Source organism: Streptomyces odontomachicola (genome assembly GCF_039605595.1).
In the GTDB taxonomy this organism is placed as follows: domain Bacteria; phylum Actinomycetota; class Actinomycetes; order Streptomycetales; family Streptomycetaceae; genus Streptomyces.
The window spans coordinates 57,551-82,801 of the sequence record NZ_JBCFOK010000012.1; the positions used below are offsets into that span (position 1 = coordinate 57,551).

Annotated in this window: 24 protein-coding genes and 1 pseudogene; 8 read left to right on the plus strand and 17 right to left on the minus strand. The window is 70.2% G+C overall.

Annotated features, from left to right (window positions below; translation table 11 throughout):
* Nucleotides 1-200: 200 nt before the first annotated feature.
* Both ABEE00_RS22100 and ABEE00_RS22105 read left to right on the plus strand, forming a co-directional pair.
* Nucleotides 201-1,679, plus strand: a complete 1,479-nt coding sequence (locus tag ABEE00_RS22100) for an MFS transporter (RefSeq protein WP_345747349.1) — start codon at nt 201-203, stop codon at nt 1,677-1,679.
* A 144-nt stretch (nt 1,680-1,823) separates the two neighbouring features.
* Nucleotides 1,824-2,594 (plus strand): TetR/AcrR family transcriptional regulator, encoded by a 771-nt coding sequence (locus ABEE00_RS22105; protein ID WP_345747350.1) that lies wholly within the window; start codon nt 1,824-1,826, stop codon nt 2,592-2,594.
* 176 nt (nt 2,595-2,770) lie between these two features.
* Here ABEE00_RS22105 and ABEE00_RS22110 read toward each other — a convergent pair whose 3' ends face one another.
* The 3 genes from ABEE00_RS22110 to ABEE00_RS22120 all read right to left on the minus strand — a co-directional run bounded on the left by ABEE00_RS22110 (nt 2,771) and on the right by ABEE00_RS22120 (nt 6,896).
* Nucleotides 2,771-3,616 carry a YceI family protein gene (locus ABEE00_RS22110; RefSeq protein WP_345747351.1) on the minus strand — a complete coding sequence of 282 codons (846 nt, stop codon included), beginning with the start codon at nt 3,614-3,616 and terminating at the stop codon, nt 2,771-2,773.
* A gap of 203 nt (nt 3,617-3,819) precedes the next feature.
* Nucleotides 3,820-6,249, minus strand: a complete 2,430-nt coding sequence (locus ABEE00_RS22115) for an MFS transporter (RefSeq protein WP_474775253.1) — start codon at nt 6,247-6,249, stop codon at nt 3,820-3,822.
* Between the two features lie 152 nt (nt 6,250-6,401).
* A complete protein-coding gene (locus ABEE00_RS22120; protein WP_345747353.1) occupies nt 6,402-6,896 on the minus strand; it encodes a MarR family winged helix-turn-helix transcriptional regulator in 495 nt (164 codons plus the stop codon).
* Nucleotides 6,897-7,114: 218 nt separating this feature from the next.
* Between ABEE00_RS22120 and ABEE00_RS22125 the strand changes: the two genes are divergently transcribed.
* Entirely contained in the window at nt 7,115-7,330 is a 216-nt protein-coding gene (locus ABEE00_RS22125) for a hypothetical protein (protein WP_345747354.1), read from the plus strand.
* A 120-nt stretch (nt 7,331-7,450) separates the two neighbouring features.
* Here ABEE00_RS22125 and ABEE00_RS22130 read toward each other — a convergent pair whose 3' ends face one another.
* From ABEE00_RS22130 to ABEE00_RS22145, 4 genes are all read right to left on the minus strand, one after another.
* On the minus strand, nt 7,451-8,428 hold the full coding sequence (locus ABEE00_RS22130; RefSeq protein WP_345747355.1) for a hypothetical protein: 978 nt from the start codon (nt 8,426-8,428) through the stop codon (nt 7,451-7,453).
* An 83-nt stretch (nt 8,429-8,511) separates the two neighbouring features.
* On the minus strand, nt 8,512-9,528 hold the full coding sequence (locus ABEE00_RS22135; RefSeq protein ID WP_345747356.1) for an RNA polymerase sigma factor SigF: 1,017 nt from the start codon (nt 9,526-9,528) through the stop codon (nt 8,512-8,514).
* 197 nt (nt 9,529-9,725) lie between these two features.
* The gene (locus ABEE00_RS22140) at nt 9,726-10,517 is read right to left on the minus strand and encodes an RNA polymerase sigma factor SigF (RefSeq protein WP_345747357.1); all 792 of its coding nucleotides are present in this window, start codon (nt 10,515-10,517) and stop codon (nt 9,726-9,728) included.
* Nucleotides 10,518-10,852: 335 nt separating this feature from the next.
* The gene (locus ABEE00_RS22145) at nt 10,853-11,017 is read right to left on the minus strand and encodes a hypothetical protein (protein WP_345747358.1); all 165 of its coding nucleotides are present in this window, start codon (nt 11,015-11,017) and stop codon (nt 10,853-10,855) included.
* Between the two features lie 466 nt (nt 11,018-11,483).
* Here ABEE00_RS22145 and ABEE00_RS22150 point away from each other — a divergent pair, with 466 nt between their 5' ends.
* Together ABEE00_RS22150 and ABEE00_RS22155 are read left to right on the plus strand one after the other, a co-directional pair.
* A complete protein-coding gene (locus ABEE00_RS22150; RefSeq protein WP_345747359.1) occupies nt 11,484-11,912 on the plus strand; it encodes a hypothetical protein in 429 nt (142 codons plus the stop codon).
* Nucleotides 11,912-12,100 carry a hypothetical protein gene (locus ABEE00_RS22155; protein ID WP_345747360.1) on the plus strand — a complete coding sequence of 63 codons (189 nt, stop codon included), beginning with the start codon at nt 11,912-11,914 and terminating at the stop codon, nt 12,098-12,100. The genes ABEE00_RS22150 and ABEE00_RS22155 overlap by 1 nt, the downstream gene beginning before the upstream one ends.
* Before the next feature lie 27 nt (nt 12,101-12,127).
* Here the strand turns inward: ABEE00_RS22155 and metC are convergent, their stop codons facing one another.
* The 6 genes from metC to ABEE00_RS22185 form a co-directional block, all read right to left on the minus strand.
* A complete protein-coding gene (gene metC / locus ABEE00_RS22160; RefSeq protein ID WP_345747361.1) occupies nt 12,128-13,360 on the minus strand; it encodes a cystathionine beta-lyase in 1,233 nt (410 codons plus the stop codon).
* Nucleotides 13,357-14,691 carry an MFS transporter gene (locus ABEE00_RS22165; protein ID WP_345747362.1) on the minus strand — a complete coding sequence of 445 codons (1,335 nt, stop codon included), beginning with the start codon at nt 14,689-14,691 and terminating at the stop codon, nt 13,357-13,359. The genes metC and ABEE00_RS22165 overlap by 4 nt, the downstream gene beginning before the upstream one ends.
* Complete coding sequence (locus tag ABEE00_RS22170; RefSeq protein ID WP_345747363.1) at nt 14,688-15,617, minus strand: sulfurtransferase; 930 nt, start codon at nt 15,615-15,617, stop codon at nt 14,688-14,690. Before ABEE00_RS22170 ends, ABEE00_RS22165 begins: the two co-directional genes overlap by 4 nt.
* Nucleotides 15,614-16,882 carry an ATP-grasp domain-containing protein gene (locus tag ABEE00_RS22175; RefSeq protein WP_345747364.1) on the minus strand — a complete coding sequence of 423 codons (1,269 nt, stop codon included), beginning with the start codon at nt 16,880-16,882 and terminating at the stop codon, nt 15,614-15,616. Before ABEE00_RS22175 ends, ABEE00_RS22170 begins: the two co-directional genes overlap by 4 nt.
* A 9-nt stretch (nt 16,883-16,891) precedes the next feature.
* Nucleotides 16,892-18,205, minus strand: a complete 1,314-nt coding sequence (locus tag ABEE00_RS22180; protein ID WP_345747365.1) for a radical SAM protein — start codon at nt 18,203-18,205, stop codon at nt 16,892-16,894.
* A 165-nt stretch (nt 18,206-18,370) separates the two neighbouring features.
* On the minus strand, nt 18,371-19,633 hold the full coding sequence (locus ABEE00_RS22185) for an ATP-grasp domain-containing protein (RefSeq protein WP_345747366.1): 1,263 nt from the start codon (nt 19,631-19,633) through the stop codon (nt 18,371-18,373).
* Nucleotides 19,634-19,762: 129 nt separating this feature from the next.
* Here ABEE00_RS22185 and ABEE00_RS22190 point away from each other — a divergent pair, with 129 nt between their 5' ends.
* Nucleotides 19,763-19,957, plus strand: coding sequence for a hypothetical protein (locus tag ABEE00_RS22190; protein WP_345747367.1), 195 nt, complete (start codon nt 19,763-19,765; stop codon nt 19,955-19,957).
* Between the two features lie 106 nt (nt 19,958-20,063).
* On the opposite strand, the gene ABEE00_RS22195 is transcribed toward ABEE00_RS22190, so the two are convergent.
* A complete protein-coding gene (locus ABEE00_RS22195) occupies nt 20,064-20,312 on the minus strand; it encodes a hypothetical protein (protein WP_345747368.1) in 249 nt (82 codons plus the stop codon).
* 241 nt (nt 20,313-20,553) lie between these two features.
* On the opposite strand from ABEE00_RS22195, the pseudogene ABEE00_RS22200 reads away from it, so the two are divergent.
* Nucleotides 20,554-20,973, plus strand: a pseudogene (locus tag ABEE00_RS22200) (tyrosine-type recombinase/integrase); the annotation flags it as partial.
* Between the two features lie 125 nt (nt 20,974-21,098).
* Here ABEE00_RS22200 and ABEE00_RS22205 read toward each other — a convergent pair.
* From ABEE00_RS22205 to ABEE00_RS22215, 3 genes are all read right to left on the minus strand, one after another.
* On the minus strand, nt 21,099-22,058 hold the full coding sequence (locus ABEE00_RS22205; protein ID WP_345747369.1) for a hypothetical protein: 960 nt from the start codon (nt 22,056-22,058) through the stop codon (nt 21,099-21,101).
* 523 nt (nt 22,059-22,581) lie between these two features.
* Nucleotides 22,582-23,424, minus strand: coding sequence for a DUF3800 domain-containing protein (locus ABEE00_RS22210; RefSeq protein WP_345747370.1), 843 nt, complete (start codon nt 23,422-23,424; stop codon nt 22,582-22,584).
* 353 nt (nt 23,425-23,777) lie between these two features.
* Nucleotides 23,778-23,990, minus strand: coding sequence for a hypothetical protein (locus ABEE00_RS22215; protein ID WP_345747371.1), 213 nt, complete (start codon nt 23,988-23,990; stop codon nt 23,778-23,780).
* Nucleotides 23,991-24,488: 498 nt separating this feature from the next.
* On the opposite strand from ABEE00_RS22215, the gene ABEE00_RS22220 reads away from it, so the two are divergent.
* Nucleotides 24,489-25,241 carry a GntR family transcriptional regulator gene (locus ABEE00_RS22220; protein WP_345747372.1) on the plus strand — a complete coding sequence of 251 codons (753 nt, stop codon included), beginning with the start codon at nt 24,489-24,491 and terminating at the stop codon, nt 25,239-25,241.
* The last annotated feature ends 10 nt before the right edge of the window (nt 25,242-25,251 follow it).

Here is a 25,251-nt window from a genome sequence, read left to right on the forward strand (position 1 = left end):
GCCGATGAGACCGCAGGTGCGTGCCGGGCAGCGCTACCGAAGAAGCTCGGACAGCGGCGCCCGCTGCACCACCCCCTGGGAAAACCACTGTCCCGCGCACGTGCCCTCCCGTACGGTGTAAATCGACTTTCGACTTACGCTGTACAAGGCGCCGCGCAGGGCGCCGCGCGAGACAGCTCGACAGCCGCCGAGGAGCTGCCGTGACCGCCCCACACCCCAGGCGCTGGGTGATCCTCTCCGTGATCTGCCTGGCCCAGCTCACGGTGCTGCTCGACAACACGATCCTGAACGTCGCGCTGCCCTCGCTCACGAAGGAACTCGACGCCGGCACGTCCGACACGCAGTGGATGATCAACGCCTATGCGCTGGTGCAGTCCGGGCTGCTGCTCACCGCCGGGAACGCCGCGGACCGCTACGGGCGCAAGAAGCTGCTGATGACCGGGCTCGCGGTGTTCGGCGCAGGATCGCTCGCCGCCGGGCTCTCGCAGAGCTCGGCCCAACTGATCGCGGCGCGCGCCGGCATGGGCGTCGGCGGCGCGATGCTGATGACCACCACGCTCGCCGTGGTGATGCAGGTCTTCGGGGAGCGGGAGCGGCCCAAGGCGATCGGCATCTGGGGCGCGGTCGCCTCGCTCGGCTTCGCCTCGGGCCCGCTGATCGGCGGCGTGATGCTCGACCACTTCCCCTGGGGCTCGATCTTCCTGATCAACATCCCGGTGGCGCTGCTCGGCCTGTTCGCCGTGGCCCGCCTCGTACCGGAGTCCAAGGACCCGCGCGGCGACCGCCCCGACCTGCTCGGCGCGCTGCTCTCCACGCTCGGCATGGTCGGCGTGGTGTACGCGATCACCGGCGGGCCCGAGCACGGCTGGACCTCGCCGCAGGTGCTGCTCTCCGCGCTGGCCGGGGCCCTCGTGCTGGGCGGCTTCGTGCTGTGGGAGCAGCGGGTCGAACACCCCATGCTGGACATGTACTTCTTCCGCGAGCGCCGCTTCATCGGCGCGCTGTCCGGCGGCATCCTGGTCGCCTTCGGCATGGCGGGCTCGCTCTATCTGCTCACCCAGCAGCTCCAGTTCGTGCTCGGCTACAGCCCGCTGAGCGCCGGGCTGCACACCGCGCCGCTCGCGCTGACCGTGGTGGCGGTCAACTTTGCCGGGATCGGGGCCCGCGTACTGGCCGCGCTCGGCACCCCGCGCACCATCGTGCTCGGCATGGGCCTGCTGTCGGCCGGGCTCGTGTGCGTGGCGCTGACCGGCTCGGACGGGTACGCCGGGATGCTGACCGGTCTCGTGGTGATGGGCGCCGGGCTCGCGCTGGCCAACCCCGCCATGGCGAACGCGGTCATGTCCGCGATACCGCCCGCCAAGGCCGGGGTCGGCGCCGGGGTCAACGGCATGCTCGCCGAGACCGGCAACGGCCTGGGCGTCGCGGTGCTGGGCGCGGTGCTCAACTCCCGCTTCACCGCGCTGCTCCCGGCGGGACTCGCGGGCGCGGGCTCGCTGCCCGCCGCCGCGGCCGCGGCGGAGTCCGGGGCCGAACGGGCCGCCGTCGCCGATGCGTTCGCGAACGGCATCGAGACGGCACAACTCGCGGGGGCCGTGGCCGTGCTGGCGGGCGGAGTGCTGGCCTCCGTACTGCTCAGCCGCGCCGAGCGGGCAGACGCGCCGGTCCCGGCGGCATAGCATCGGACACAACGGCCGGAACCGCCCGGTCCGTTCGCCCTCAGGCGCCGCACGGCCAGCGGCCGGCCGACAGCCGCGGCGAGAGCCCCACAAGGGCGCCAGCACAGCCCCACAAGGGCACCACCGAGGACCGAGGAGCGCTCCATGGCAACCTCCGACGCCAGGACAGGACGTCCGCCGCGCACCAGCGTGTGGCTGGAGGAGCGCCCCGCACCGCGCCGCAGAGCGGCCCGCGAGAAGGGCGAGGCCAGGCCGGAGGGGCTGGACCGGCAGAAGATCATCGCCACCGCCGTGCGGCTGCTGGACGCCGAGGGCCTGGCGAAGTTCTCCATGCGCCGCCTCGCAGCCGACCTGGGCGTCACCGCCATGTCCGTGTACTGGTACGTGGACAGCAAGGACGACCTGCTCGAACTCGCCATGGACGCCGTGGAGGGCGAGCTCGACCTCCCGGACAGCACGGACGGCGAGGGCTCGCACTGGCGCGAGCAGCTCCGCCAGCTCGCCTACGAGTACCGCAAGCTGTTCAACCGGCACCCCTGGGTCTCCGGGATGATGGGCGACTACCTGAACGTGGGGCCGCGCGCGATGGCCTTCTCGGTGACGGCCCAGCGGGTCATGGCGCACTCGGGGCTGCCGCCTCAGCGGATCAGCGGCGCGCTGTCCGCGCTCTTCCAGTTCGTCTACGGCTTCGCCACCATCGAGGCGAGCTGGGAGTCCCGCTGCCGGGTCGCGGGCCTGAGCTCGGACGCGTACTTCTCCACCGTCTGGGAGAAGGTCTCCGCCCGGCCCGAGTACGAGGAGCCGCTGCGCCTCATGGACCAGCGCGGCGGCGGCACCGTCGAGGAGATGCGCGAGCGGGACTTCACGGTCGCGCTCGACTGCATCATCGCGGGCATCGACGCACAGCGCGCGTAGCGCGCGCCCCGCCCCGCGCGCCCCGTACGCGAAACGGCCCGCCCCCTCGTACGGGGACGGGCCGCAACCGCCGCGGCGCGCGCGGGAGTTGGCGGAGGCGAAGCCTCGGGGCGCTCCCGCGTGGGGCCGCCCCGGAAGTGAGGCCGCCCCGGAAGGCTCCGGGCTCGGGTCCTGCCTCAGAAGGGCAGCGAGTCGCCCTGCACCGCCTGGATGTCCAGCTCGACCTTGAGCGTGGTGCCGATCGCGGCGATGCCGGCCGCGACCACCTGGTTGTAGTTCATCTCGAAGTCGTCGCGCCGCAGTTCGGCCGTCGCGCGGAACGCGGTGCGCACCCCGCCCCACGGGTCGGGCCCGGTCCCCAGGTAGGTCAGGTCCAGGTCCACCTCGCGGCCCACGCCGCGCATGGTCAGCACGCCGTGCACCACCCAGCGGTCGGGACCGGCCGGGTCGACCGAGGTGCTGTGGTACGTGATCTCCGGGAAGCGCTCCACGTCGAGGAAGTCCTCGTTCTTGAGGTGCCCGTCCCGCATGCCGTTGCCGGTGTCGATGCTGGCCGCCTTGATCACGGCCTCCACCCGGGACTTCTCCGGGTCCTCGGCTATCTCCACCCGGCCGCCGAAGTCCGTGAACCTGCCGTGCACGCTGGTGATCCCGAGGTGCTGCGCGGTCGCCGCGACCGTCGAGTGCATCGGGTCGATCGTCCACGGCCCGGGCTGCGGGAGCTGCTCGCCGCCCTGCCGCGCCAGCGTCAGCGTCCCCACGTCGGCCCGCCCCGAGGCGGTGACCAGCGCGGTCGAGGCGGCCGGCGCGTAGCCGAGCGCGGTGGCGATCACCGTGTAGGCGCCCTGCTCCAGCGGCTCCTCGCTGCGCACCACGCCCTCGGAGTCCGCCTCGGCGCGCACCACCTGGGTGCCCGTCATGTCGGTGACGGTCAGCACGGCGTTGTGCACCGCCCAGCCGTCGCGGGTCTGGATACGTGCACGGACACCTGCGCCCGCGCCCGTGCTGCCTGCGCCTGCCATCAGTCTCTGCTCCTTCTCGCATGTGCCGGCCCCGGCATCCGCGTCAGCGGGCCGTCCCCTGCCCGCTCTCCCAGAGCGCGCATGCCGGGGCCTTACTCCGGACCGGGTCCGCTCGGCGCGCGCTCCGCTCACATTCCGCGCGCCGTCCCGGCCCGGAGGGTCTGGTCTGCCCTTGTGTCCAACAGCCCTCTGAGGGGCGCCTGTTACTCGTCCGGGTGGTGCAGCTCGATGTCGTAGCCGTCCACACCCGAGCCGCGGACGCTGAGGGCGTTCGCCACCGGGGGGTAGCCGCTGGCGATGACCGAGTAGTCACCGGAGTCCAGGTCGGTGAACGCGTACGCGCCGTCCTGCCCGGTCGTGGAGGTGGCGACCACGTTGCCCGCCGCGTCCACGAGGGTGACCCGCGCGTCCGGGAGGGGCCGCTGCCCTGCCCCCGCCAGCACGGTGCCCCTGACCTGGGATCCCGCGGCGAGCTCGATCTCGATGCGGGTGACGCCCTGGCCGTCCACCTCGACGGGGCGCGCCGTGGGCCGGTAGCCGGGCGCGTTGACCGCGACGGTGAAGGTGCCGGTCACCAGGTCCTCGAAGCCGAACTCGCCCTGCTCGCCGGTCTTCCCGGTGGCCAGGACCTCGCCGCGCACGTCGGTGACGATGACCATCGCCTCCGGTACGGGGCGGCCGTCGGCCGAGCCGCGCACCACGCCGCCCAGGCCGCTCGTGCCGGAGAGCAGGATGTCGTGGCTGAGCACGCCCTCGCGGATGACCACGGTGTTGGCCTGCGGCTGGAAGCCGTCGGCGGCGGCGATCAGCACGTAGCTGCCCGCGGAGGGCGCGTCCAGCGCGTACGAGCCGTCGGCCTGCGCCACGGCGCGGCCGAGCTGGCGGCCGCTCTGCGAGATGAGGGTGACCGCAGCGCGCGGCACCCCGGTCCCGTCGCCGTTGCGCACCGTGCCGCGGACACCGAACCCGGCGTCGCCGCCCGCGCCGAAGGCCGGTGCGGCCTGCGCCATCGGGGCCTGTGCTTCTGTTCCGGGCCGGGTGAACTGCCCGTTCTGGGCCGCCGCCTGGTGCACGGCGGGCTGCGGAGCGGTGTCACCCGTGCCGGGACCTTCGGAGGGCTCTGGCCGCTCCATTCCGGACTGGGTCTTCAACGGGACCTCCTTGATGAACAGGACGCAGATGAGGGCGACGAGCGCGATGGGCGCGGCGTACAGGTAGATGTCGCCGATGCCGTGCCCGTAGGCGCTCTCCACCACGGTGCGGATCGGCCCGGGCAGCGCGCCCACGTCGGGGATGGCGCCGCCGCCCCCGCCCAGTGCGCCGCCGCCGGGCTTGATGCCGCGCTCGGCGAGGCCGTCCTTGATGTAGTCGGTGATGCGGTGGGAGAGCACCGCACCCAGCACGGAGACGCCCACGGCGCCGCCGAGCGAACGGAAGAAGTTGATCGTGGAGCTGGCCGCGCCGAGGTCGGAGGCGCCGACCTGGTTCTGGGTGGCCAGCACGAGGTTCTGCATCATCATGCCGACGCCCAGGCCGAGCAGCGCCATGAAGATCGCCATGTGCCAGTACTCGGTGTCGTACCGCAGCGTGCCCAGGGTGCCCAGGCCCGCGGTCATCAGCACGCCGCCGGAGATGAGGAAGGCCTTCCAGCGCCCCGTACGGGAGATGATCTGGCCGGAGATCGTGGTGGCCAGGAACAGGCCCGCGATCATCGGGATCGTCATGACGCCCGCCATGGTCGGCGACTTGCCGCGGGCGAGCTGGAAGTACTGGCTGAGGTACACCGTCGCGCCGAACATCGCGATGCCGACGAAGAGCGAGGCGATCGCGGCCAGCGAGATCGTCCGCATGCGGAACAGCCGCAGCGGGATGATCGGCTCGGCGACCTTGGACTCGATCAGTACGAAGATGAGCGCCAGCAGGATCGAGCCGCCGACCATCGTCCAGGTCTGCCAGGAGATCCAGTCGTACTTGTCCCCGGCGAAGGTCACCCAGATCAGCAGCAGCGAGGCCGCGGCGGCGACGAAGAAGGCGCCGAACCAGTCGACCTTCACGTCCCGCTTCACCACGGGGAGGTGCAGGGTCTTCTGGAGGAGGATCAGGGCGATCACCGCGAACGGGATGCCCACGTAGAAGCACCAGCGCCAGCCGAGCCAGCTCGTGTCGGTGATGACACCGCCGAGCAGCGGCCCGCCGACGGTCGCGACAGCGAAGGCCGCGCCGATGTAGCCGGAGTACCGGCCGCGTTCCCTGGGCGAGACCATCGCGCCGATCACGATCTGCGCCAGCGCGGATATCCCGCCCATGCCGATGCCCTGCACGGCGCGGGAGGCGATGAGCATCCCGCTGTTCTGCGCGAACCCGGCGCTCGCCGAGGCCAGCACGAAGATCACGATCGCCGTCTGGACCAGCACCTTCTTGCTGACCAGGTCGGCCAGCTTGCCCCAGAGCGGGGTCGAGGCGGTCATCGCCAGCAGCGACGCGGTGACGACCCAGGTGTACGAGCTCTGCCCGCCGCCCAGGTCGTGGACTATTCGCGGCAGCGCGTTGGAGACGATGGTCGAGGACAGAATGGCGACGAACATGCCGAGCAGCAGCCCGGACAGCGCCTCCATGATCTGTCGGTGCGTCATGGGCGCGGAGTCGGCGGGAGCGCTGCGCGCGTGCGACGCGTGCTTCGCCCCGCTGCCGGCACCGGCCCCCTGCACACCGGTCTGTGGTGTGGTCGTTGCCATTCGGTTCCTTCTTCTTCCTTCTGCGTCGGGCCGTGTCGGCCGAGGTCTTCTCAGCGCGTCTTCTCGGCGCGCGCGGCGGGTCCTTCGGTCCGGTCTCCCGCGCCGCGCTCCGCGCGGTTCTCGCAGGAGAAACTCGAACGGAGCCGCTCCAGCAGGGAGGTGAGCCGCTCCACGTCCTCGTCGGACCAGTCACCCAGGTGCCGCTCCAGCGCTTCCGTCGTGCGCTCCGAGAGCAGGTTGAGCTGCCGCTGCCCCTGTTCGCTGATCCGCAGCAGCCGCGAGCGGCCGTCCAGCGGATCGGGGTGCTTCTCGATCCAGCCGCGCTCCGCGACGTGCGCCACGTGGCGGCTGGTCACCGACATGTCGATGGCCAGCAGCTCGGCGAGCTGGCTGGTGCGCATCTCGCCGTACTTCTCCAGCAGCGCCAGTACGCCGGCCGAAGCGGGCGGACAGTCGACGGGAAGCCCCCGCGCCAGCTCCCTCTTCACGGAGCCGATGGCACTGAGGTGCCGACCCAGCTCCTCGTACTGACTGCGCGAGGCCATCCGCACCCCCAATGGGTTTGTTGCTTAGGGCAACCATAGGAGCTGTTAGTTGCTGCACGCAAGTTGATTTCGGGCACGCGATCGCAAACATTCAACAAAGCGGAAGTGAGGCGACGATCAAGGATGATCATGAAAGGGGGTCGCGGGGCCCGTCGTTGAGCGGTTACCGGGGGCCGGGGCTGCCGCGCGGCCGCACGCGTTCGCTAGGGTCCTGTCGCATGGCTCACAACCCCCATGCACCGCAAGGCCAGGAGCCCGCGCAGGACCCGGCGGGCAGCACCCAGATGTTCCGCGCCTTCGTCGAGGAGAGCGCACCGCAGCGCGGCCCCGCCGCCGCGCCGCCCCGCTCCTCGGGGCCGCGCGTCGGCCTGATCGTCGGCATCGTCGTGGCGGTCGTCGTGGTGGCGGCCGCCGCCTGGCTCGCCCTGGGCTGAGCGGCCGGGGCGTACGGGCGTCGCGGCTGTACGGGGCGTCGCGGGCGTACGCGGCGCTGCGGGCCCACGCGGCGCCGCGGGCGCTGAAGGCGTACGCGGGCGAGGGTGCCGGGGCGGGGGTCAGAGCCCCGTGCCGAGCACTCCGCCGCCGCTCTTCTGCTCGCCGTCCCCGCCGCTCCTGCTGTCGCCGGCCTTCGCGTCGCCGTCCTCGCGCGCGGCGTCCTTCTGCGGCTTCTCCGGCTTCTTGCCCAGCTCGACCCGTACGTCCTCGGTCTTCACGCGCATGCCCAGCGGCACACGCCACTGATCCACGCAGACATTCCACGAGCCCTTCTTCCGCTCCCCGGGCCCGATCGGCGCGGGGAGCGCCCGCTCGGTCTTGATCGTCCCCCAGTCCACGCCGAGCGCGCCGATGATGTGCGTCTCGAACGTGACCGTGCCGGACTTCGCCGCCCGGCCCCCGGTGTTGCGGAACACGACGGAGACCTTCTCGCACCACCGGTCGTCGAGCTTCGCGCGGTGCGGCTTCCCTGCGTCGACCTTCGCCGGCCCCTCGGGATTCGCCTTGCCCGAGCCGGAGCCCGAGCCCGAACTGCCGCCGCCCGAGCCGCCGTTGGACCCGCCGCCTGATCCGGGTGCCGACGTGTCCGGCGCGCCACCGCCGCCAGGAGTCTCCTGCGGTGCCGAGGGCGACTGCCCAGCGGAACCGGAATCGGAGCCGGACCCCGCCCCTGAGCCGGAGCCCGAGCCCGTCGCGCCTCCCGCCCCGGGCGCCCCCTCACCCGAGGAGCCGGGGGAGGACCCCGTACCGGAGCCGTCGGAGGAGCCCGCGCCCTGCCCCTCCCGTGGCAGCGGAACCATCTTCACGCCGCCCTTCGGGGGTACGGGCTTGCCCGAGTCGCCCGCCTCGGAGTGCCCGGCCGAGCCCACCGCCACATAGGGGGACTGCCCGCCGTCGTCGCCGCTCGCCGCGAGCAGTGTGCCCGCGCACAGCAGAGCCGCCGAGGCGGTCAGTGTGCCGCCGCCCCGGCGGCTCCTGGCGAACCTGCCGAAGGATGCGCTCTGGGTACGTATGTGGTGCCGCAGCCGCTCTCGCATCCCGGCAGTGTCGCTGACGGTATGTCAGATGTGAACCCCGCGTCGTGTGGTGTCCCCCGTGCCAACCGGCCCTCCCGAAGCCTCTAGTCTTCCGCGATCAGCCCCTCGCGCAGCTGGGCGAGCGTGCGGGTCAGCAGCCGTGACACGTGCATCTGCGAGATGCCGACCTCCTCGCCGATCTGCGACTGGGTCATGTTGGCGAAGAAGCGGAGCATGATGATCTGCCGCTCCCTGGGCGGGAGTTTGGCCAGCAGGGGCTTGAGCGACTCGCGGTACTCCACGCCCTCGAGCGCGCCGTCCTCGTACCCCAGGCGGTCGGCGAGCGAGCCCTCGCCGCCGTCGTCCTCCATCGAGGGGGAGTCGAGCGAGGAGGCCGTGTAGGCGTTCCCCACCGCCAGGCCGTCCACCACGTCCTCCTCCGACACCCCCAGGCAGTCGGCGAGTTCGGTCACGGTCGGGGAGCGGTCCAGGGTCTGGGACAGGTCGTCGCTCGCCTTGGTGAGCGCGAGCCGCAGCTCCTGGAGCCGGCGCGGCACCCGCACCGACCACGAGGTGTCCCGGAAGAACCGCTTGATCTCGCCGACCACGGTCGGCATCGCGAACGTCGGGAACTCCACGCCCCGTTCGCAGTCGAAGCGGTCGATCGCCTTGATCAGGCCGATCGTTCCGACCTGGACGATGTCCTCCATCGGCTCGTTGCGGCTGCGGAAGCGGGCCGCCGCATACCGCACCAGCGGCAGGTTGAGCTCGATCAACGTGTCCCGGACATAGGCGCGCTCGACGCTGTCCGGGTCCAGTGTGGCCAGCCGCAGGAAGAGGGAGCGGGACAGGGTGCGGGTGTCGAACGTGTCCTCGGCGTGCTCGGCTTCGGGCGCGGCGGTCACCGCGGCGACGGCCTCGGAGAGTCCCGGCTCGCCGAGGCCCGGCTCGGTGAGCCCCGCCTCCGGAAGGCCCGACTCGCCTGGCAGTGCGGGGACTTCGTGACCGGCGGAAACGTCATCCAGCACCTCGTGCCGATCGTCGGTGGTCGTCATCTCGGTGATCTCGGTGAGCACCTTCGACTCTGTGAGCACCTTGGAGCTGCCCAGTTCTACGGACATGCCACCCCCTTGAGGTCGCGGACGGGTCGCGGCGGCGCCCTCGCATGAGGGATGCACCTCCCCCTGAATACCGGGAGCGCCGCCACGGCAAACGCAGCTCTTGCAGAATGTCACAAGTCAGCAACGCGACGTAGCTTCATGTCGATAAAACTGCAGAGATGAGCCCGGGATCACGGGAGCCGGGTCGCCCGTACCGGTTAGGCGTCGATCCGATTTGCGGCCCTGAGCCGCGCGAAGCTCCGGGCCAGCAGCCTGGACACATGCATCTGCGAGACCCCGAGCTCGGCGCTGATCTGTGACTGCGTCAGATTCCGGTAGTAGCGCAGCAGCAGGATCCGCTGCTCCCTCTCGGGCAGCTGTACGAGCAGATGCCGTACGAGGTCGCGGTGCTCGACGCCGTCCAGTTCGGGGTCCTCGTAACCGAGCCTGTCGAGCAGTCCCGGGGCGCCGTCCTCGCGCTCCTGCGCGGCCTCCAGCGAGGTGGCGCGGTAGGCCCGGCCCGCCTCGATGCAGGCGAGCACCTCGTCCTCGCCGAGCTGCAGCCGCTCGGCGATCTCCGCGGTGGAGGGCGACCGGCCCAGCAGCGTCGTCAGGTCCTCGGTCGCGCTGCTGACCTGCACCCACATCTCGTGCAGCCGGCGCGGCACGTGCACCGTGCGGACGTTGTCCCGGAAGTAGCGGCGGATCTCGCCGATGATCGTCGGCATCGCGAAGGTCGGGAACTGCACGCCGCGCTCCGCGTCGAACCGGTCGATCGCGTTGATCAGCCCGATGGTCCCGACCTGGACGACGTCCTCCATCGGCTCGTTGCGGCTGCGGAAGCGCGCGGCCACATAGCGCACCAGCGGCAGATTCGCCTCGATGAGCTCGTCCCTGACCCGGTTGTACTCGGCCGTACCCCGCGTCAGCCCCGTCAGGCGCTCGAAGAGCACCTGGGTCAGTGCCCGGGCATCCGCGCCCCGTTTCACGCGGGTCTGGGTCGCCGCCACTCAGCCACCACTCCTTACGGCCTTCACGGTGCAGCTCACGGTGCAGGTCACGGTGCAGCTCACGCAGGTCGGTCTCATCCAGTCATCCGCACAAAGCGGTCATAGCATCACAAGACATGTGCACAGTGTGCAAGCACCGTATTACGCCGTGTTGTACACCAGTTGGGACTTTTCACCACGCTCCGTACGTGGAGCGCGTGCGATCCCGTGAGGCGCTGCCCAACGGCACACGAAAGGCCCCGTCCACGGGGTGAACGGGGCGGCGCGAATCGCTGCGCGGAGGTAAGGGGGAGTGAAGCGGGCGGGCCCGGAGCGGTCCGGGCGCGGGTCCGGGACTAGCTGATGAGCTCGGTGAAGAAGCGGCCGACGCCCTGCGCGGCGCTGGAGATCCCCTCGAAGCCGATCTGCACGAGGTCCGCCGCGCGGGCGGGTGAGGTGATGATCGTGTACAGCACGAAGACGATCAGGATGTACAGCGTGAGCTTCTTCGCCTGGACCATTGCTCGCCCCTCCCGCGGCTACTCGTAGTGGATCCCCTGTGCGGTCGGGTGAGTCTAACCAGAGGTGGCCGGAACGTGATCCCGGCGTAGGGACCAAAGCCCCAGCAATCAGGGCCCTTTGCCGCTGAACTGTCCCTCTTTGTCCGCGCACCATGGAAGGCGAGCCTCCGGACCTGGCAGGAGCCGGAGGCGGACGGCGGGACGCTCTGCGGGGTCCGGCCCCGCGCATCTCCCCTCCCCCTGATGGGTGCGCGGCCGGATCGACGTCCCGTCCATCGGGGGAAGCGGCCTGTCCCCCCTGAGTCGCTTCCCCCGAGCTCTTCGTTCCCCCGAGCCTCTTCGCGCGGCCTCCGAACGCGCGCCTCCGCATGCGTTGACATGTGTCTGTCACGAGTGAAAGCGTGGCCGCGAAAGCGCCTCTGACCAGCGCTTTCCACGGGGAACTCACAACAAAAATGGGGGAATAATGCGCGCGTTCGCGACCGGCATGTATGTCGGCAGGCGTTCCGTCACCGTCCTGGCGCTGCTCTTCGCCGCCTTCCTGGTCGCGGCCCAGGCGGGCCCGGCGGAAGCGGCGGCGACGAAGAAGGTCTGCGCCCCGAAGAAGTGCGTGAAGGTGAAGAAGTCCAAGTACTGCTACCCCGGCGACGGGTGCGGGAAGCGGGCCTACAAGCGGCTGCCGGACACCGAGTACTGCTCGCCCTCCGTCGGCTGCGTCTCGTACAAGGGCAAGAACTACCGCTTCGTCGGCGGTCCCAAGATGACGCCGAAGCAGCAGGACCAGGCGCGGAAGTGCGCGGCGGGCCTCGGCGTCGCGGGGCTCGGCTTCATCGGCACCGGGCCGACGGGGATCACCGTCCTCGGCGCGGTCGTCTCCGCGTGGGGGTGCTCCTGATGCACACCGGCAGCCCGGTCAGGGGGAGGAGGCCGAGCGCCGCGTTCAGCTTCCTGATGGCGGGGCTGTTCGCCCTGCTCTCCCTCTGGAGCGGCGCCGGCGATCCCGCGTACACGGCGGCACTGCTGCTGGTGGCCGCGCTGTGGACGGCGCAGGGCACGGTCACCGCCCGACGGTCACGCGATTAGCGGGCCGGGCGGGGGCGCCGCGTGCGGTCAGCCCCCGCCCAGCAGGGCCGCCAGGCCCGCCGACAGGTCCCTCTTGAGATCGTCCGGACTCTCGAATCCGGCGTGCACCCGCAGCAGCGGCCCGCGTCCCGCCCAGGTGCCGGGCAGGCGGTGGGAGACCGGGTCGGCCGGCACGATCAGGCTCTCGTAGCCGCCGTAGCTGTGGCCGAGACCGAAGAGCCGCAGCCGGTCGAGCATCGCGTCGACGGCCGCCGCGCCGGGGCCCGGCTCCAGTTCCACGCCGAACAGCCCCGTGGCGCCGGTGAAGTCACGGCGCCACAGCTCATGGCCGGGGTCGCCCGGCAGCCCCGGGTGCAGTACGGCCGCCACGCCCTCCTGCCCGGCGAGCCAACGGGCCAGCTCAAGCCCCTGTTCCTGATGGCGCTCCAGCCGTACGCCCAGGGTGCGCAGCCCGCGCAGGCCCAGGTAGAGGTCGTCGGCCCCCGCGCACTGGCCGAGCCTGACCGCCGCGGAACGGATCACCGGATGGCTCTCCTGCGTGCAGACGACCGCGCCGAGGATGCTGTCGGCGTGCCCCGTCAGGTACTTCGTCGCCGAGTGCACCACCGCGTCCACGCCGGCGCCCAGCGCCAGCGGCCGGCAGAAGGCGGGCGTGGCCCAGGTGTTGTCCGCGAGGGTGGTCACCCCGCGGGCGCGGCACACCGCGGTGATCGCCGGGATGTCCTGCACCTCGAACGTGGTGGACCCCGGGGACTCCAGGTACAGCAGCCGGGTGTGAGGGCGTATCAGCTCCGCGACGGCCGCGCCGCCCGCCGCCGGGTCGTAGTACTCGGTCTCCACGCCCAGCGCCGCGAGCGAATCGCAGAACCTCCTGGTCGGGAGGTAGACGGAGTCGCTGACGAGCAGGTGGTCGCCCGCCCGTGCGTACGCGAGGATCGCCGTGGTGGCCGCCGAGAGGCCCGAACACGTCGCCACCGCCGCGTGACCGCCCTCCAGCTCGGCCAGCGCCTCCTCGAAGGCGCGCGCCGTGGGGGTGCCGAAGCGGCCGTACACCGGGGTGCCGCGCTTGAGCGGGTCCGCCTGGGAGGCCGCCATCTCGGCGGTGCTCTCGTACAGGACGGTGGAGGCGCGGTGCACGGGCGGGTTCACATAGCCGCCCTGCCGGCGGGGGTCGGATCCGGCGTGCACGAAGAGCGTCTCGCGCGCGGACTCGGGTGCGGAGGCGGGCTCGGAGGCGGACCCGGCCCTGGACTCGCTCACCGGGCCGCCTCCTCGTCCGCCGCTCCCGCCGCTCCCGTCGCGGCCGCGCTCGACTCGTACGGCGGCGGCGCCGGGACGTCGGCCCGGGCCTCTGACCTGCGGCGGCCGCCCAGGAGCAGAGCGAGGAGTACGGCGACCGCGCACTGTGCCGCGACCGCCAGCCAGAAGGTGTCCAGGTCCCCGGCGGCCTTGTAATGCGCGAAGACGAAGCCGCCGACGACGCCCGCGAGGAGTCCGCCGATGCCGGCGGTCAGCCGCTGGACGCCGAAGGCGAAGGCGGGGTTGCCCGGCACGCGCTCGACGAGTTCCAGGTCGCAGCGCAGGAACAGGAAGATCTCGCCGAGCGTGAAGAGCGCGGTGCCGGCCAGCAGCGCCGGGGCGCCGCCGAGCGCCATCGCCGCCGTACCGACTCCCATCAGGGCGAACGAACCGCCCACCAGCAGGCGGTAGTCGGCGCGCGCGATGCGGTCGGCGAGCGCCGGCTGGAGCAGCACCACCATGGCGCAGTTGAGCAGCATCACCCAGCCCAGGAGCCGGATGTCGGACACTCCGGCCGCGTACAGGCCCATGAAGCTCTGGAAGAAGAAGTAGAGGTAGAAGGCGAGGGCGGTGAACAGGGCCGGGCGGAGGGCGCCGCGCAGCGCGGCCCGCTTCCCGCCGGCCGTGACCGGCTCCGGGGCCTGCTCCGCCACCGGCTCTGGACCCGGCTCCGCCTCCTCCCGCCGCTCGACCGGCCTCAGCGCCGCCTGGTGTGCCCCGGTGATCAGCGCGAAGAGCCCGGCGAGGCCGATGAGCAGCAGGACGGGGTCGGCGTCCAGCAGCACGGCGGCGAGCAGCGGTCCGAGCCCCATGCCCGCGTTGAGCGCGGCGCTGCTCACGCCGAGGAAGAGCGGGCGGAGGCGTTCGGAGACGCTGGTGACGATGTACGCCTTGTTCGCCGGGAGGTACAGCGCGGGACCGCCCGCCACGAGGACCACGGCGGGGTAGGCGACCCAGGGCAGCTCGACCGCCAGCCCGAGCAGCACGAGACCGGCCGTACGCAGGGCGAGCGCGAGCACCATGGTCCGCTTGAGCCCGAGCCTGTCCACGACCGCGCCGCCGAGGATGCTCCCGCCGAACTGGATGAAGGTGGCCACCGCGACCAGGGCCCCGGCCACCCGGACGTCCAGCCCGACGGCCTGCACCATCAGCACGCCGATGAAGGGGGTCACCATGTAGCTGCCGAGCGCGACGACGAAGGACAGGCCGATCAGCGCCTTGAGCCCGGAGGGCAGTCCGGTGAACGTGCGCCACTTCGCGGCGAGCCCGGCGCCGGGCCGCCCCGCGCTCACGACGCACCGCCCGCACACGACGCACCGCTCCCACCCGACGTACCGCTTCCGCCCGGCGATTCCCCGGTGGCCACCGGCCGCGCGGAGGGCAGCCCCCACTCGCTCCACGAACCGTCGTACACGGTCAGGTCGCGGTAGCCGGCCAGGGTCGCGCCGAGCGCGAGGACGCAGGCGGTGACGCCGGAGCCGCAGCTCAGATACAGCCGCTCGCGGTCACCGGCCGCCGCCTCGATCTCCGTACGCAGCTCGCGCGCGGGCCGCATCGTGCCGCCGTCCCGCTGGAGCCGCCCGAAGGGCAGGCTGGCGGATCCCGGCATGTGGCCGCCGCGCAGGCCGGGGCGCGGCTCGGGCGCCGTGCCCGCGTACCGCCCGGCGGAGCGCGCGTCGAGGACGGCGGCCGACGGGTCGGCGAGGGCGGCGGCGACGGTGTCGGCGTCGGCGAACATGCCGGTCACGGGCCGCGCGGTGAAGGTTCCGCGCGGCCCCTCGTAGGCGGCGGGCGCGGGCTCGACGGGGAGTCCGGCCGCGGTCCAGGCGGGCAGTCCGCCGTCGAGTACGGCGACCCGGCCGGCGCCCATGGCGCGCAGCATCCACCAGGCACGGGCGCTGGAGTACACGCCCTGCGCGTCGTAGACGACGAGGGTGTCGCCGTCGTGCACACCGAGCGCGCGCAGTTCCTCGGTGAACTCCTCTGCGCCGGGCATGGTGTGCGGCAGCGCCGAGGCGTGGTCGGACAGCCGCCCGTCGAGGTCGAAGGGCCGGGCCCCGGGGATGCGCGCGGCCGCGCCGCGGTGCGCGCCGACGGAGGCGTCGAAGGGGATCACGCGGCCCGCGCCTTCCTCGAGCAGCGCGGCCAGTCGGGCGGGGGAGACGAGCGGGCCGACGTGCTCACCAGCGCCGTTTCCCGTGGGCGTCGTCGCGTTCACTCCGCGCCTCCCGAGCACTCCGCGCCCCGCCACCGGGAGTTCTCCGCGAACCAGTCCGCGACCTGTCCGATGTGCGCCGCCACCTCGTCCTCCGTCTCCCCGCCCACCACGTAACCGGCGAGGAACAGGCCGGACTTGACGCCCCCGTGGAACCGTTCGCCGACGGCGCCGGTCAGCACCGTCTCGCGCACGCACGCGGGCTGCCCGCTCCCCGGACCGGTCGCCGGCAGCCGCTCCAGCACCCCGCTCTGCGGCGGAATGCACAGCGCGCCGGCGGGCCGGTACGCGGGAAGCGCCGCGAGAGCACCGGACGACACTGGGTCACCGGCCGCCGTCGGCAGCCCGCACTCCGCGTACAGCCACTCCCTGTCCAGGTCGAGCCCGAACGCGTGCCGGACCATCGCGCTGATCATGCCGCCGCCGGTGCGCCCGGCGATCTCGCAGAAGACCAGCCGGTCGTCCGGAGTGATCCAGAACTCCGCGTGGAAGGCCGTCTGTCGCGGCGTCGGCAGCGCCTCCAGCACCGACAGCGCCGCCTTCACCAGCCGGTCGTACGCGGGGTCGCGCGGCGAGAGCGGAACGTTGGCCACCCACTCGTTCCGCCGGAAGGACAGGCAGTCGTTGAGGTACCGGAAGGGATGGACGAAGACCACGTCGCCGCCGGTCACCAGCCCGTCCACGTGGTACATCCGGCCGGGCACGAACGCCTCGACCTCGCTCGGCCCGCGCCACGGATCAGCGAGGTACGCGTCCAGCTCCGCCTCGTCGCGGATGACTGCCGCGCCCAGCGAGCCCGACTCGGACACCGGCTTGACCACGACCGGGTAGCCGTGCCGTTCGACGAAGTCGAGGACGGTATGGGCCGATTCGACCCGCTCGTACGCGGGCACCTCGACGGCGGCCCCGGCGAGATGGTCCTTCATGACCACCTTGTCGCGGAAGGCGAGCGCGCTCGCCGTGTGCTGCCCCGGCAGCCCGAGCCGCTCGCGCAGCCGGGCCGCCCGTACGACGTCCGCCTCGGCGCGCGCGAAGACCGCATCCACCGCGAACTCGCGGGCCAGCCGCAGCGCGGCCTTCTCGACCAACTGGCTGGTGTCGTACGCGTCGAAGGCGTGCACATGCGGCAGGTGCGCGTACCCCTCCGCGTACTCGCGCGCGGTCACGATCACCGGGACCACCCCCGTGCCGGCCAGCCACCGGTCGTACGGGGTCTTCTCGTAGGGCGTCTTGGCGAAGACGAGGACGTGGCGCATCGCGGCGGTCATCCCCTCGGCTCAGGCCCGGGAGGCGGAGGTGACAGGGGCGGGTGCCTGGGGTCCGGTGAGGAGCGGCAGGCGGCGGCGCTCCGGAACGCGGGAGACCAGGCCCAGCTCCTCCGACAGCTCGGTGGCGAAGCAGCCGTCCTTGTACGTGCCGGCGAGCCGCTTGGCGGTGAACGCCTCGATCTCGTCGTGGTCGAACTCGACGTCGTACGAGGTCTCTTCGCCCGCCCCGCCCTCACCCGCCTCGCCCGCGGTGACCGTGCGGACGAGTATCCCCAGGTGCGGCTCGAAGGTGTTGACGCAGCCGACGATGTCGCCGATCTTCTCGCGGCGGCCCCCGGGCCCGTCGGACAGCACCTCCTCCTGCGCGGGGATGGCCGCGAAAAGCTGGCGCCCCGCCCTGCACCAGCCGACGTGTCCGGGGAAGCCCATGGCCTTGATCCCCGAGGTGCCGAAGTCCTCGCTCACGCCGAGCTGGAAGCCGAGCGGGATCGTCTCGTGGATCCACTTGAAGTCGCGGTACGCCTGCGCGACCTCCTCGCGGGACAGCCGCAGTTCGGGGTGGCGCCCGCCGTGGTCGGTGAAGTTGTTGAACCGCACGGTGGCCACGCCCAGCTTGTCGAAGTAGCGCGCGTAGCGCTCCAGCGAGGTCCGGCCGTGGTTGTGCCGCCCGACGGTCACGCCGATGTTGACCCGGAAGGCGTCCTCGGGGGCCACGCCCTTGTTGTACGAGGCGATGCGGCGCAGCACCTCCTCGGTGTCGGCGCCGGAGAAGACGCCCTTGATGGGGTACGTCTTGTGGTCGGCGACGTTCAGGTCCTCGTCGATCACGCCGTGGTACGTGATGGAGATGGTGCCGTAGCCGTTCTCCGCGGCCAGGTCGAGGAGTTCGGCCCAGTTGTCGGCGAGCAGCGGGCGGCCGCTGGTCCACGCGTCGCCCTTCTCCATCGTCTCGGTGGGCTTGTGGTCGGACTCCTGCCGGAACTCGCGGTTGTTGGCGGGCCCGTAGATCCGCATGAACGCGCCGTCGTAGGCGAAGCTGTCCACATAGCGGGGATAGACCTGGTAGCCGCGCGCCTGGAGGCCCCTCAGGATGCGGGGCCCCTCCTCCATGGCGAAGGACTTGTCGTACACCTTCTCGTAGTTGACGAACCAGCAGTGCGTGCACTTCTGCCCGCAGGTGTTCTTCCCGACCTTGGTGTCGAGGTCGAGATAGAGGTGGATGTCCTCGGGCCTGATGTCCTTGAAGGGCGTCGAAAAGGAGATGTCGCCGTGGAAGTCATAAGAAATCGGCGCGTTCTGGATCGGCTCGTTCTGCACGGACACGTGTCCCCCATGAGGTGAAGTCGCCGTCGTCGGCGGTGAAGAGGTGCGGTGAAGCGGTGCGGTGAAGCGGTGCGGTGAAGAGGTGCGCCGGCGGGGCGCGGTGGTGAGGTGGTGCTGCGGGTGGCTCAGGTCCGGGCTGCTCGCTGCTCAGGACCGAGTGGTGGCTCAGGTGCTGGTGGTGATCACCGGCAGGGCGAGCAGTTCCGCGACGGCCCTCGCGCAGGCGTCGGTGCCGTCGGCGGTCAGCACGGCCATCCCGAGCCGGTCGGTGGAGGAGCGCAGCGCGCGTACCTCGTCCCCGGCCCGTACGGACAGATCCCAGCAGTGGACATCCCCGTGTACGAGCTCGGGGCGCGGCGCGACGGCCGTGACCAGCCCCGGCGCCGCTGTGGGGAAGACGGTGGCGGCCGCGGGCGCGGTGACGGGGCCCCGCCGTACCCCCGCGCCGACCGCCCAGCCGAGCGCGGTGCCGCGCCACTCGACCCCGGTCGTGAGCCGCACGAGGTCGGCGATGCCGTCGCCGCCGAGCCGGGTGTGCGTCTCGATCACGAGGACCTTGTCGCCGTCGACCTTGACCTCGGTGTGGCTGGGTCCTTCGGTGAGCCCGAGCGCGTCGAGCAGTTCGCCGACGGCCCGTGCGACCAGACGCCGCCGGCGCGCGTCCAGCGAGGGCGCCGGCATCATGTGGCTGACCTCGACGAACCCGTCCGTGACGCCCTTCTCCGCGATCCCGAGCACGGTGTGCGCGCCGCCCTCGGAGAGCGCCTCGACGCTGAACTCCCGCCCCTCTGCGAACTGTTCGAGCAACGTCGCGCCCGTACGCCGTTCGTCGGGGAGCGCGTCGATCCCCTCGACCAGGGCCACGGAGGCGCTGCCGACCCCGTTCACCGGCTTGGCCACGGCCCGCCCGTAGCGCGCGAACAGCGCGGCCACCGCCTCCGCGTCGTCCCCCGCGGCGAAGGCCGGATTCAGATGCGGGGCCTTCCGCTCCAGGACCCGCCGCATCTCCAGCTTGTTGCGAGTGACCCGTACGACGTCCGGGTCGACCCCCGTGACGCCGAGCCGGCGCGCGGCCGAGGCGGCCGCTTCGAGCCCGAGTTCGGTGAGCGAGACGACCGCGGCGGGCCGCAGGGGCCGCAAGACCTCATCGGTGAAGGCGAGGAAGGCGGTTAGATCCAGGAAGTCGGCGGTCAGCACCCGGTCGTCAGGCCCGAGGGCCGGAGCGCCCGGCAGCTGTACGTGGACCACGTCACCCGGCAGCGTCGCCGCGGCTTGGGCCACGGTCGGATTCGCCCCGACGACCACGAGACACGCCGCTCTGCCCGACTCCCCTAAGTCCCCCACGGTTCCTCCCCCGTCCCACGCACCGACCACGCGTTCGGCCGGTACGGCGAGCAGCAGCATCCAGTCCCGAGGGGGGCCTGTCAACAGTCCGCCCGTAGCCCCGAGATCAATTTCCCGCCGCCCGCCTCCGTCCCCTACCGTCCCCGGGTCAGCCATCAGGGGGCGGATCGAGAGGAAGCCGTGCGAGATCTACCAGCCCCGAGAGTGCGCACGATGCAGGCGCTGGCATTCCTCTCCGTGCTCTTCCTGGCTCTCACCGTGCTGACCGCTTTCATCAGCGGCTTTACGTGGAATGCGGCGGGCGTCACCTTCGCCCTCGCCGCATCGGTGCTGGGCAACGTCCTCAGCGCCCGGCGCATGAAGCAGGAGCTGAGGCACCGGGACCTCCACGAGGGGAACGGCCCGTGAACGCGGGCTCCGGCCGCCAGCTGAGGCTCGCGAGCACAGCCCTCCTCCGCTACTTCGTCGGCGACGCTTGTCCCAGCTGGAGCAGAACACAGTTGAGGGCAACGCCTCAGGTCGGTTCACGCCCGTGCAGGCGCAACAGCCCGAATTCCCCGTCGACCTGACACTGGGCGTATACGACGAACTCGCGACCATTCGCTTTCTCGTGAGCCCACCGCATCACGTCCCCGACGTCATCCGCGCCTTCGATGATCCATTCATCGCACTCGGCGCCGGCACGGTCCCAGAAGTCCACCCGGTACGAAGGTTCGCCGTCCTCCCAGCGAACGTATCGGGGGTCGACCTGGCGAGCATCCATGCTTCCTCCCCTCCAGATCTGCCACGTGCGCCGAACTAACGCCATCAACATCCTCGCGCGCCACCGAGAGGTCGAGCCGGACCCCTCGCCCGCTTCCGGTGCACGAGACAGCTTCGTGCCCCCAGGCAGGAACGCGAACTGAGCCGAACCACGACGTTCACCTGCGATAGGCACAGCTCACCAGGCGCACCGCACACTCCGCGCCGCCCTCTCGTGGAGATCCCGCGCGTGAACGAAAGCGATCGAACCGTTCACGGCGGAGAAGGTCCGCCGCCTCCTCCGCGCAGCAGAGAAGCGCCGAAACTCAGCCCGCTGGGCGGTCGCGTTGGTCCTCGGCCTCAACTGGCACGACGAGGACTGGCTGTTCGCGACGAAGACCGGCCGCGGCACCTCAACCCGAGTCGACTACGACGAATGGAAGGAGCTGCTCAAGTCAGCAAAGGTCCGAGACGGCCGCCTCCACGACGCCCGCCACACAGCCGCAACAGTGCTGCTGATCCTCGGAGTCCCGGAGCGGGCCGTGATGGGCCTCATGGGCTGGTCTTCCACTGCGATGGCCGCCAGGTATCAGCACATGGTCGACACGGTGCGGAGCAGCATTGCAGAACAAGTTGACGGTTTTATCTGGCAGACATCAGAAGCCAGTGTAGATAGGGAGTAGGCTTTACTAGCCTGCAAGTTCAATAGGTTGAGGGGGGATGTTCTGATTGGACAGCCCCCCTCAACCATTGCTACTACGCACTCAGGGGTATTGCACTGTTGGAGTCGCTGAATTATGGCACAGTTCTAGATTCCTGTGCGTGGGATGGGGCTGATTATCGTTGACGTCTCTGGCTTTGCGTTTGCCCCAAAGGCTACGTTGGAGGCGGAAGCTTCATCAGTGACAAGAAGCTCTGGCTGTGCAAACTTCTTGGTGGCCTCTAGGACGTCGGGAACTGGAAACTCTCGTCGCTCGATGTAGACGCGCGCCACTTCTCGGTCAATGGGTCGAGGTAGGTCGACTTCCTTAGGCATCTTGAAGTTGGATTCGCAGAGTGCCTGCACGATTCGCCAGCCTTCATAGAAGACCTGCATGAAACTTCCGTCGTGGGGCATAGGGCAGACGATGAGGTTTTTCTGCTCGTCCTTCTTGATGGCGTCAGAAGCGCCTGAACGGCTGGGAACGATCGCCACGCGAAGGCCCCTGGCCGCCTCTAGATGTGACCGGTTGATCTTGACCGTAGTTCCTACCCAGTGATCTGGCTCAGTGGATCCTAGGAACAGGTCTGCTTTCCAGAGTCCTCTGATGCTCTGCGGCAATTTTACGCGAGTGCTGGGACGTCTAAACGCGGCAGCGATCTTATTGAGTTGCCCCATCAACTTTACTGGCTGCCCGCGCTCCCCGGACAACACCCTCGAATCTGTTGTGATGAGGTCGATCTCAGTGGAGATTAGCTGCTGTGATCCGCTTTTCTCGATGGCGAACAGGATCGACGATGGGTCGCCGCGTCGAATCTTGCAGTGTGATAGAGCGTCTGCCACGCGCTCTATCACGATGGGAACTCCATTTGTCACAGCATCGTGAACAGTGTATTCAAAAGCGATCCCGGTGTCCCCGTCTCCTTTACTTCTGATTCTCCCGAGGAGTTTCAGTTTTATTTCCTCACGCGGTCCGATTGCATCTACCACGTCTTGGCCGATCGAATGGTAGACACCAGCAATGATCGGCCGTGTGACCGCCACGAGAGCGCTCACCTCATCGGCCACGGGGTTGTACTGCTTCTCTGCCCGGATCTGCACTACGTCACCAGCCTCTGTGGAGAGAGCGTTGAGGCTGCAGTGTCATGACTGACATCGCCTCAAACTGCTCATCATGTAATGCTCTTGACTTAACCCTACGTCTAGGGGCAGACAGGACAGACTGGATCACCCTGTGTGCCAGCCTGGCCCGGGGCAGGCGCCGTGAGTGCGACGGCGTGACACGGGCCACACAGTGCGCCAGCAGGGGGAGGTCGCCTGCACCCGGTGACTGATGGGCCAACTGAGCCGGAGCACGACGAAGGGCCGGACCCCGCGGGGGTCCGGCCCTTCGTTCACCTGCGGTAGCGGTGGGATTTGAACCCACGGAGAGTTTCCCCTCACTCGCTTTCGAGGTCTGCTCATGCTGGTCAGAGGCTTGTACGCTGTAGTTCACGCTGGTACGTCGCCGATACCGGGGCGACTCTGCGACCCCTCGCGAACGCCCCCGGACGGGGGTGAATGAGACGGAAACTGAGACGGCCGGGCGTGCTCAGCCAGGCATGCCGTCGCTCTCCTGGAAGGGGCGGCCCGGGGCAGAGAATGGGTCGCCAGTGGGGCCCAGCGAATGCTCCTTCCCCGATCGGACGTAGGAGTCCTCCCCCAGGACCCAGTAGTAGAGATCGTTCAGCTGAGGAGGCCAGAGCACGACGCCTGCGCCACCGATGTATCCGTAGCTGTTTCTGCGTGCGAGCGGCTTGAGTAGGTCGACCAGGTCGAGTGCAGCCTTCTGGCCCGCTATGGCCGCTGTCGTGGCTGCGACCACGAGGTCAGCTAGCTGCACATGGGGGACGTGGTGGGACGGTGTCGTCACGATCGGCATGACCACTCGTTCGGGTTTGACGTACTGGGTGCCTGCTCTGGTCAGATCCAAGGAGCTAGCCAACCACTTGTTATGTTCAGCTGAGCCGCCGCCGGGGACATCCGCGATGACGACGCCGCGCTCGCCCTGTTCATCGAGGTGAATCTCTATTCGCTCATAGAGGTAGCCAAGGATCGCCGGGGCTACTTGCTCCCTCTTCCAGTCGAGATGGCCTCGGTCCCAGATCACCACAGCGGTGCGAACTCGGTGCTCTGCTGCGAGTTCAAGCATGCGACGGCGAAGTTCGGTGACCTTTGCCCCGCCTGCCGTGGCGAGGAAGCTTCCTTTGGAAGGCTTCCACTTGATCTCTTCGTCGTCCGGGATGCCGAGGGTGGAGCGAATCTTGTCCAGCTCCTTCGAGTAAGGGGCTACGGCATCTTCCGGAAAGATCGCCCCTCCTATGGCGACCAGTTCCCCCAAGTGCTGTCTACGTGGTTCTGGCTGCCTACTGTCATCGACGAACACCATGTGCATGGACATGTCCTTCTCTTGCCCGTGGCTGGGTGAAGCCCGGAAGGCACCACAACCCTCTACCGCAAAGCGTGCACCTGGGGCACTTGGGCAGGAAAGTGGTTACTGCCTACCAACTCTGTGCCCCGGGCTGTTATGTGGCGGACGAGCACGGCCATAGACCGCGGGCGCGTAGGTCGTCTTGGAGCCACTCGGGGGCGTACGTCCGCTTGGCGTACTGCTGGGCGCACGGCTCCGGGCAGGCGTAGTGCCCCCAGCCCGGCCCCGACCCGCTCTCGATGATCTGTACGAGCATCACGTCGGCCCGGGTCGCGCCGCAAACGATGCACCGTCCTGTACCTCGCCCCATGGCGCGCTCACCATCCTTTGGCGACCCGCAGGACGGTCAGCCGCGTCCCCGGCCCGATAGACAACGTGTGGCCCCTGCCGAAGTTGAGGCGCTTGGCGCCGCCCGGCAGGTCGACCAGGTCGAGCACGGTCATGGGCACTCCGCCCACCGTGATCACGTCGCCGAGCCGCACGGTGCTGGCCACGACCTCGACGGCGACCTCTCTTTCAGTACGGGGCATCGGTGGCCCCTTTCTCATGCGCTGTGCGCCCGGCAGGCGCCGCGCGGCATAGCGAGGCGGCTGGGGGTCGCCGGCGCCGCCGGTCAGGCCCCTCCGCCCCACCACAAAGTTCGAGCCCGCGATCGAGCACGTCGTGTCAGCTCCCTACGGCTGATGGCCACGTCCCTGGGGAGCCGTTCTCCCGCAGGACGCGCTGAAGACGAGTGCCCAGGCGGTGGAGCCCACGGCGTCGGTGTCGAGCCCGAACCGGTCGCCTCGCTCCAAGGCCGCTAACAGGGACCTCCACGTCGAGGACGTCGGCGCCTCCGGCATGTCGGCCTCCACCCGGATGTGCCCGGGATGGCGCGTCACGCGCGGTTCGAGTCCGGCGGAGGAGAGGAACGCCGCGATGGCCTGTGCTCGCGACACGGGTTGGGGCACGACGGTCCTCCGCCACCTGGTGGGCACTCTGAGTAATGCTAGTTAACTAGATTAGAGCTAGTGGACTAGATTGCCAACATGCCTGAGCAGCCGCCGTACCTCCGCATCTCCGACCTGCTCCGGCAGCGCGTCACCGAGGGCGAATGGACGCCCGGAGACCGCCTGCCGTCCCGCGCCCAGCTCGCCGCGGAGTACGGCGTCGGCGACAACGTGGTCCGCCGCGCACAGGAATTGCTGATCTCCCAGGGCGTGTTGGAGGGCCGCGCAGGCTCGGGCACCTACGTCGCCGAGCCGCGCCGTCGCATCCGCATGGTCCGCTCACACAGCCGCGAACGCCGCGGCGGCTCCCCGTTCCACGGCGACATGGCGGCACTTGGGAAGACGGGCACCTGGGAATCCCACACCGAGGCGAAGGTGCCGGCGCCCGCAGGCATCGCGGCCCGCCTGGGCATCGAGGAAGGCGACCGCTGCGTCAGGACGCGCTACGAGTTCCTGGCAGAGGGCAAGCCGGTACAGCTCGCAACGAGTTGGGAGCCGTACAGCATCACTGGCGGCACAGAGATCGTGCTCCCGGAGGGCGGCCCCTACGCGGGTCGCGGAGTGGTGGAGCGCATGGCAGCGATCGGCATCACGGTCACACACGCGGTGGAACAGCCGGAGCCGGGAGAGGTGACGGCGGCGGAGGCCCAGCTCCTCGGGGTGCAGAGAGGCTCACTAGTCACGCGGATTCAGCGGACCTACTACGCTGACGACGGTCGCCCGATGGAGACGGCCGTCGTCATTGTCCCTGCAGCTCTCAGCGAGATCGTCTACGAGATTAAGCTCAGCTAGTAGAGTTATT

Coding starts and splice junctions, on each gene's coding strand:
- ABEE00_RS22150 (WP_345747359.1), top strand. CDS start 11,484: ATGCGCGCGTTCGCGACCGGCATGTATGTCGGCAGGCGTTCCGTCACC.
- ABEE00_RS22125 (WP_345747354.1), top strand. CDS start 7,115: ATGGCTCACAACCCCCATGCACCGCAAGGCCAGGAGCCCGCGCAGGAC.
- ABEE00_RS22130 (WP_345747355.1), bottom strand. CDS start 8,428: ATGCGAGAGCGGCTGCGGCACCACATACGTACCCAGAGCGCATCCTTC.
- ABEE00_RS22145 (WP_345747358.1), bottom strand. CDS start 11,017: ATGGTCCAGGCGAAGAAGCTCACGCTGTACATCCTGATCGTCTTCGTG.
- ABEE00_RS22155 (WP_345747360.1), top strand. CDS start 11,912: ATGCACACCGGCAGCCCGGTCAGGGGGAGGAGGCCGAGCGCCGCGTTC.
- ABEE00_RS22120 (WP_345747353.1), bottom strand. CDS start 6,896: ATGGCCTCGCGCAGTCAGTACGAGGAGCTGGGTCGGCACCTCAGTGCC.
- ABEE00_RS22210 (WP_345747370.1), bottom strand. CDS start 23,424: ATGCACATGGTGTTCGTCGATGACAGTAGGCAGCCAGAACCACGTAGA.
- ABEE00_RS22220 (WP_345747372.1), top strand. CDS start 24,489: ATGCCTGAGCAGCCGCCGTACCTCCGCATCTCCGACCTGCTCCGGCAG.
- ABEE00_RS22135 (WP_345747356.1), bottom strand. CDS start 9,528: ATGTCCGTAGAACTGGGCAGCTCCAAGGTGCTCACAGAGTCGAAGGTG.
- ABEE00_RS22195 (WP_345747368.1), bottom strand. CDS start 20,312: ATGGATGCTCGCCAGGTCGACCCCCGATACGTTCGCTGGGAGGACGGC.
- ABEE00_RS22175 (WP_345747364.1), bottom strand. CDS start 16,882: ATGACCGCCGCGATGCGCCACGTCCTCGTCTTCGCCAAGACGCCCTAC.
- ABEE00_RS22105 (WP_345747350.1), top strand. CDS start 1,824: ATGGCAACCTCCGACGCCAGGACAGGACGTCCGCCGCGCACCAGCGTG.
- ABEE00_RS22110 (WP_345747351.1), bottom strand. CDS start 3,616: ATGGCAGGCGCAGGCAGCACGGGCGCGGGCGCAGGTGTCCGTGCACGT.
- ABEE00_RS22115 (WP_474775253.1), bottom strand. CDS start 6,249: ATGACGCACCGACAGATCATGGAGGCGCTGTCCGGGCTGCTGCTCGGC.
- ABEE00_RS22190 (WP_345747367.1), top strand. CDS start 19,763: ATGCAGGCGCTGGCATTCCTCTCCGTGCTCTTCCTGGCTCTCACCGTG.
- ABEE00_RS22215 (WP_345747371.1), bottom strand. CDS start 23,990: ATGCCCCGTACTGAAAGAGAGGTCGCCGTCGAGGTCGTGGCCAGCACC.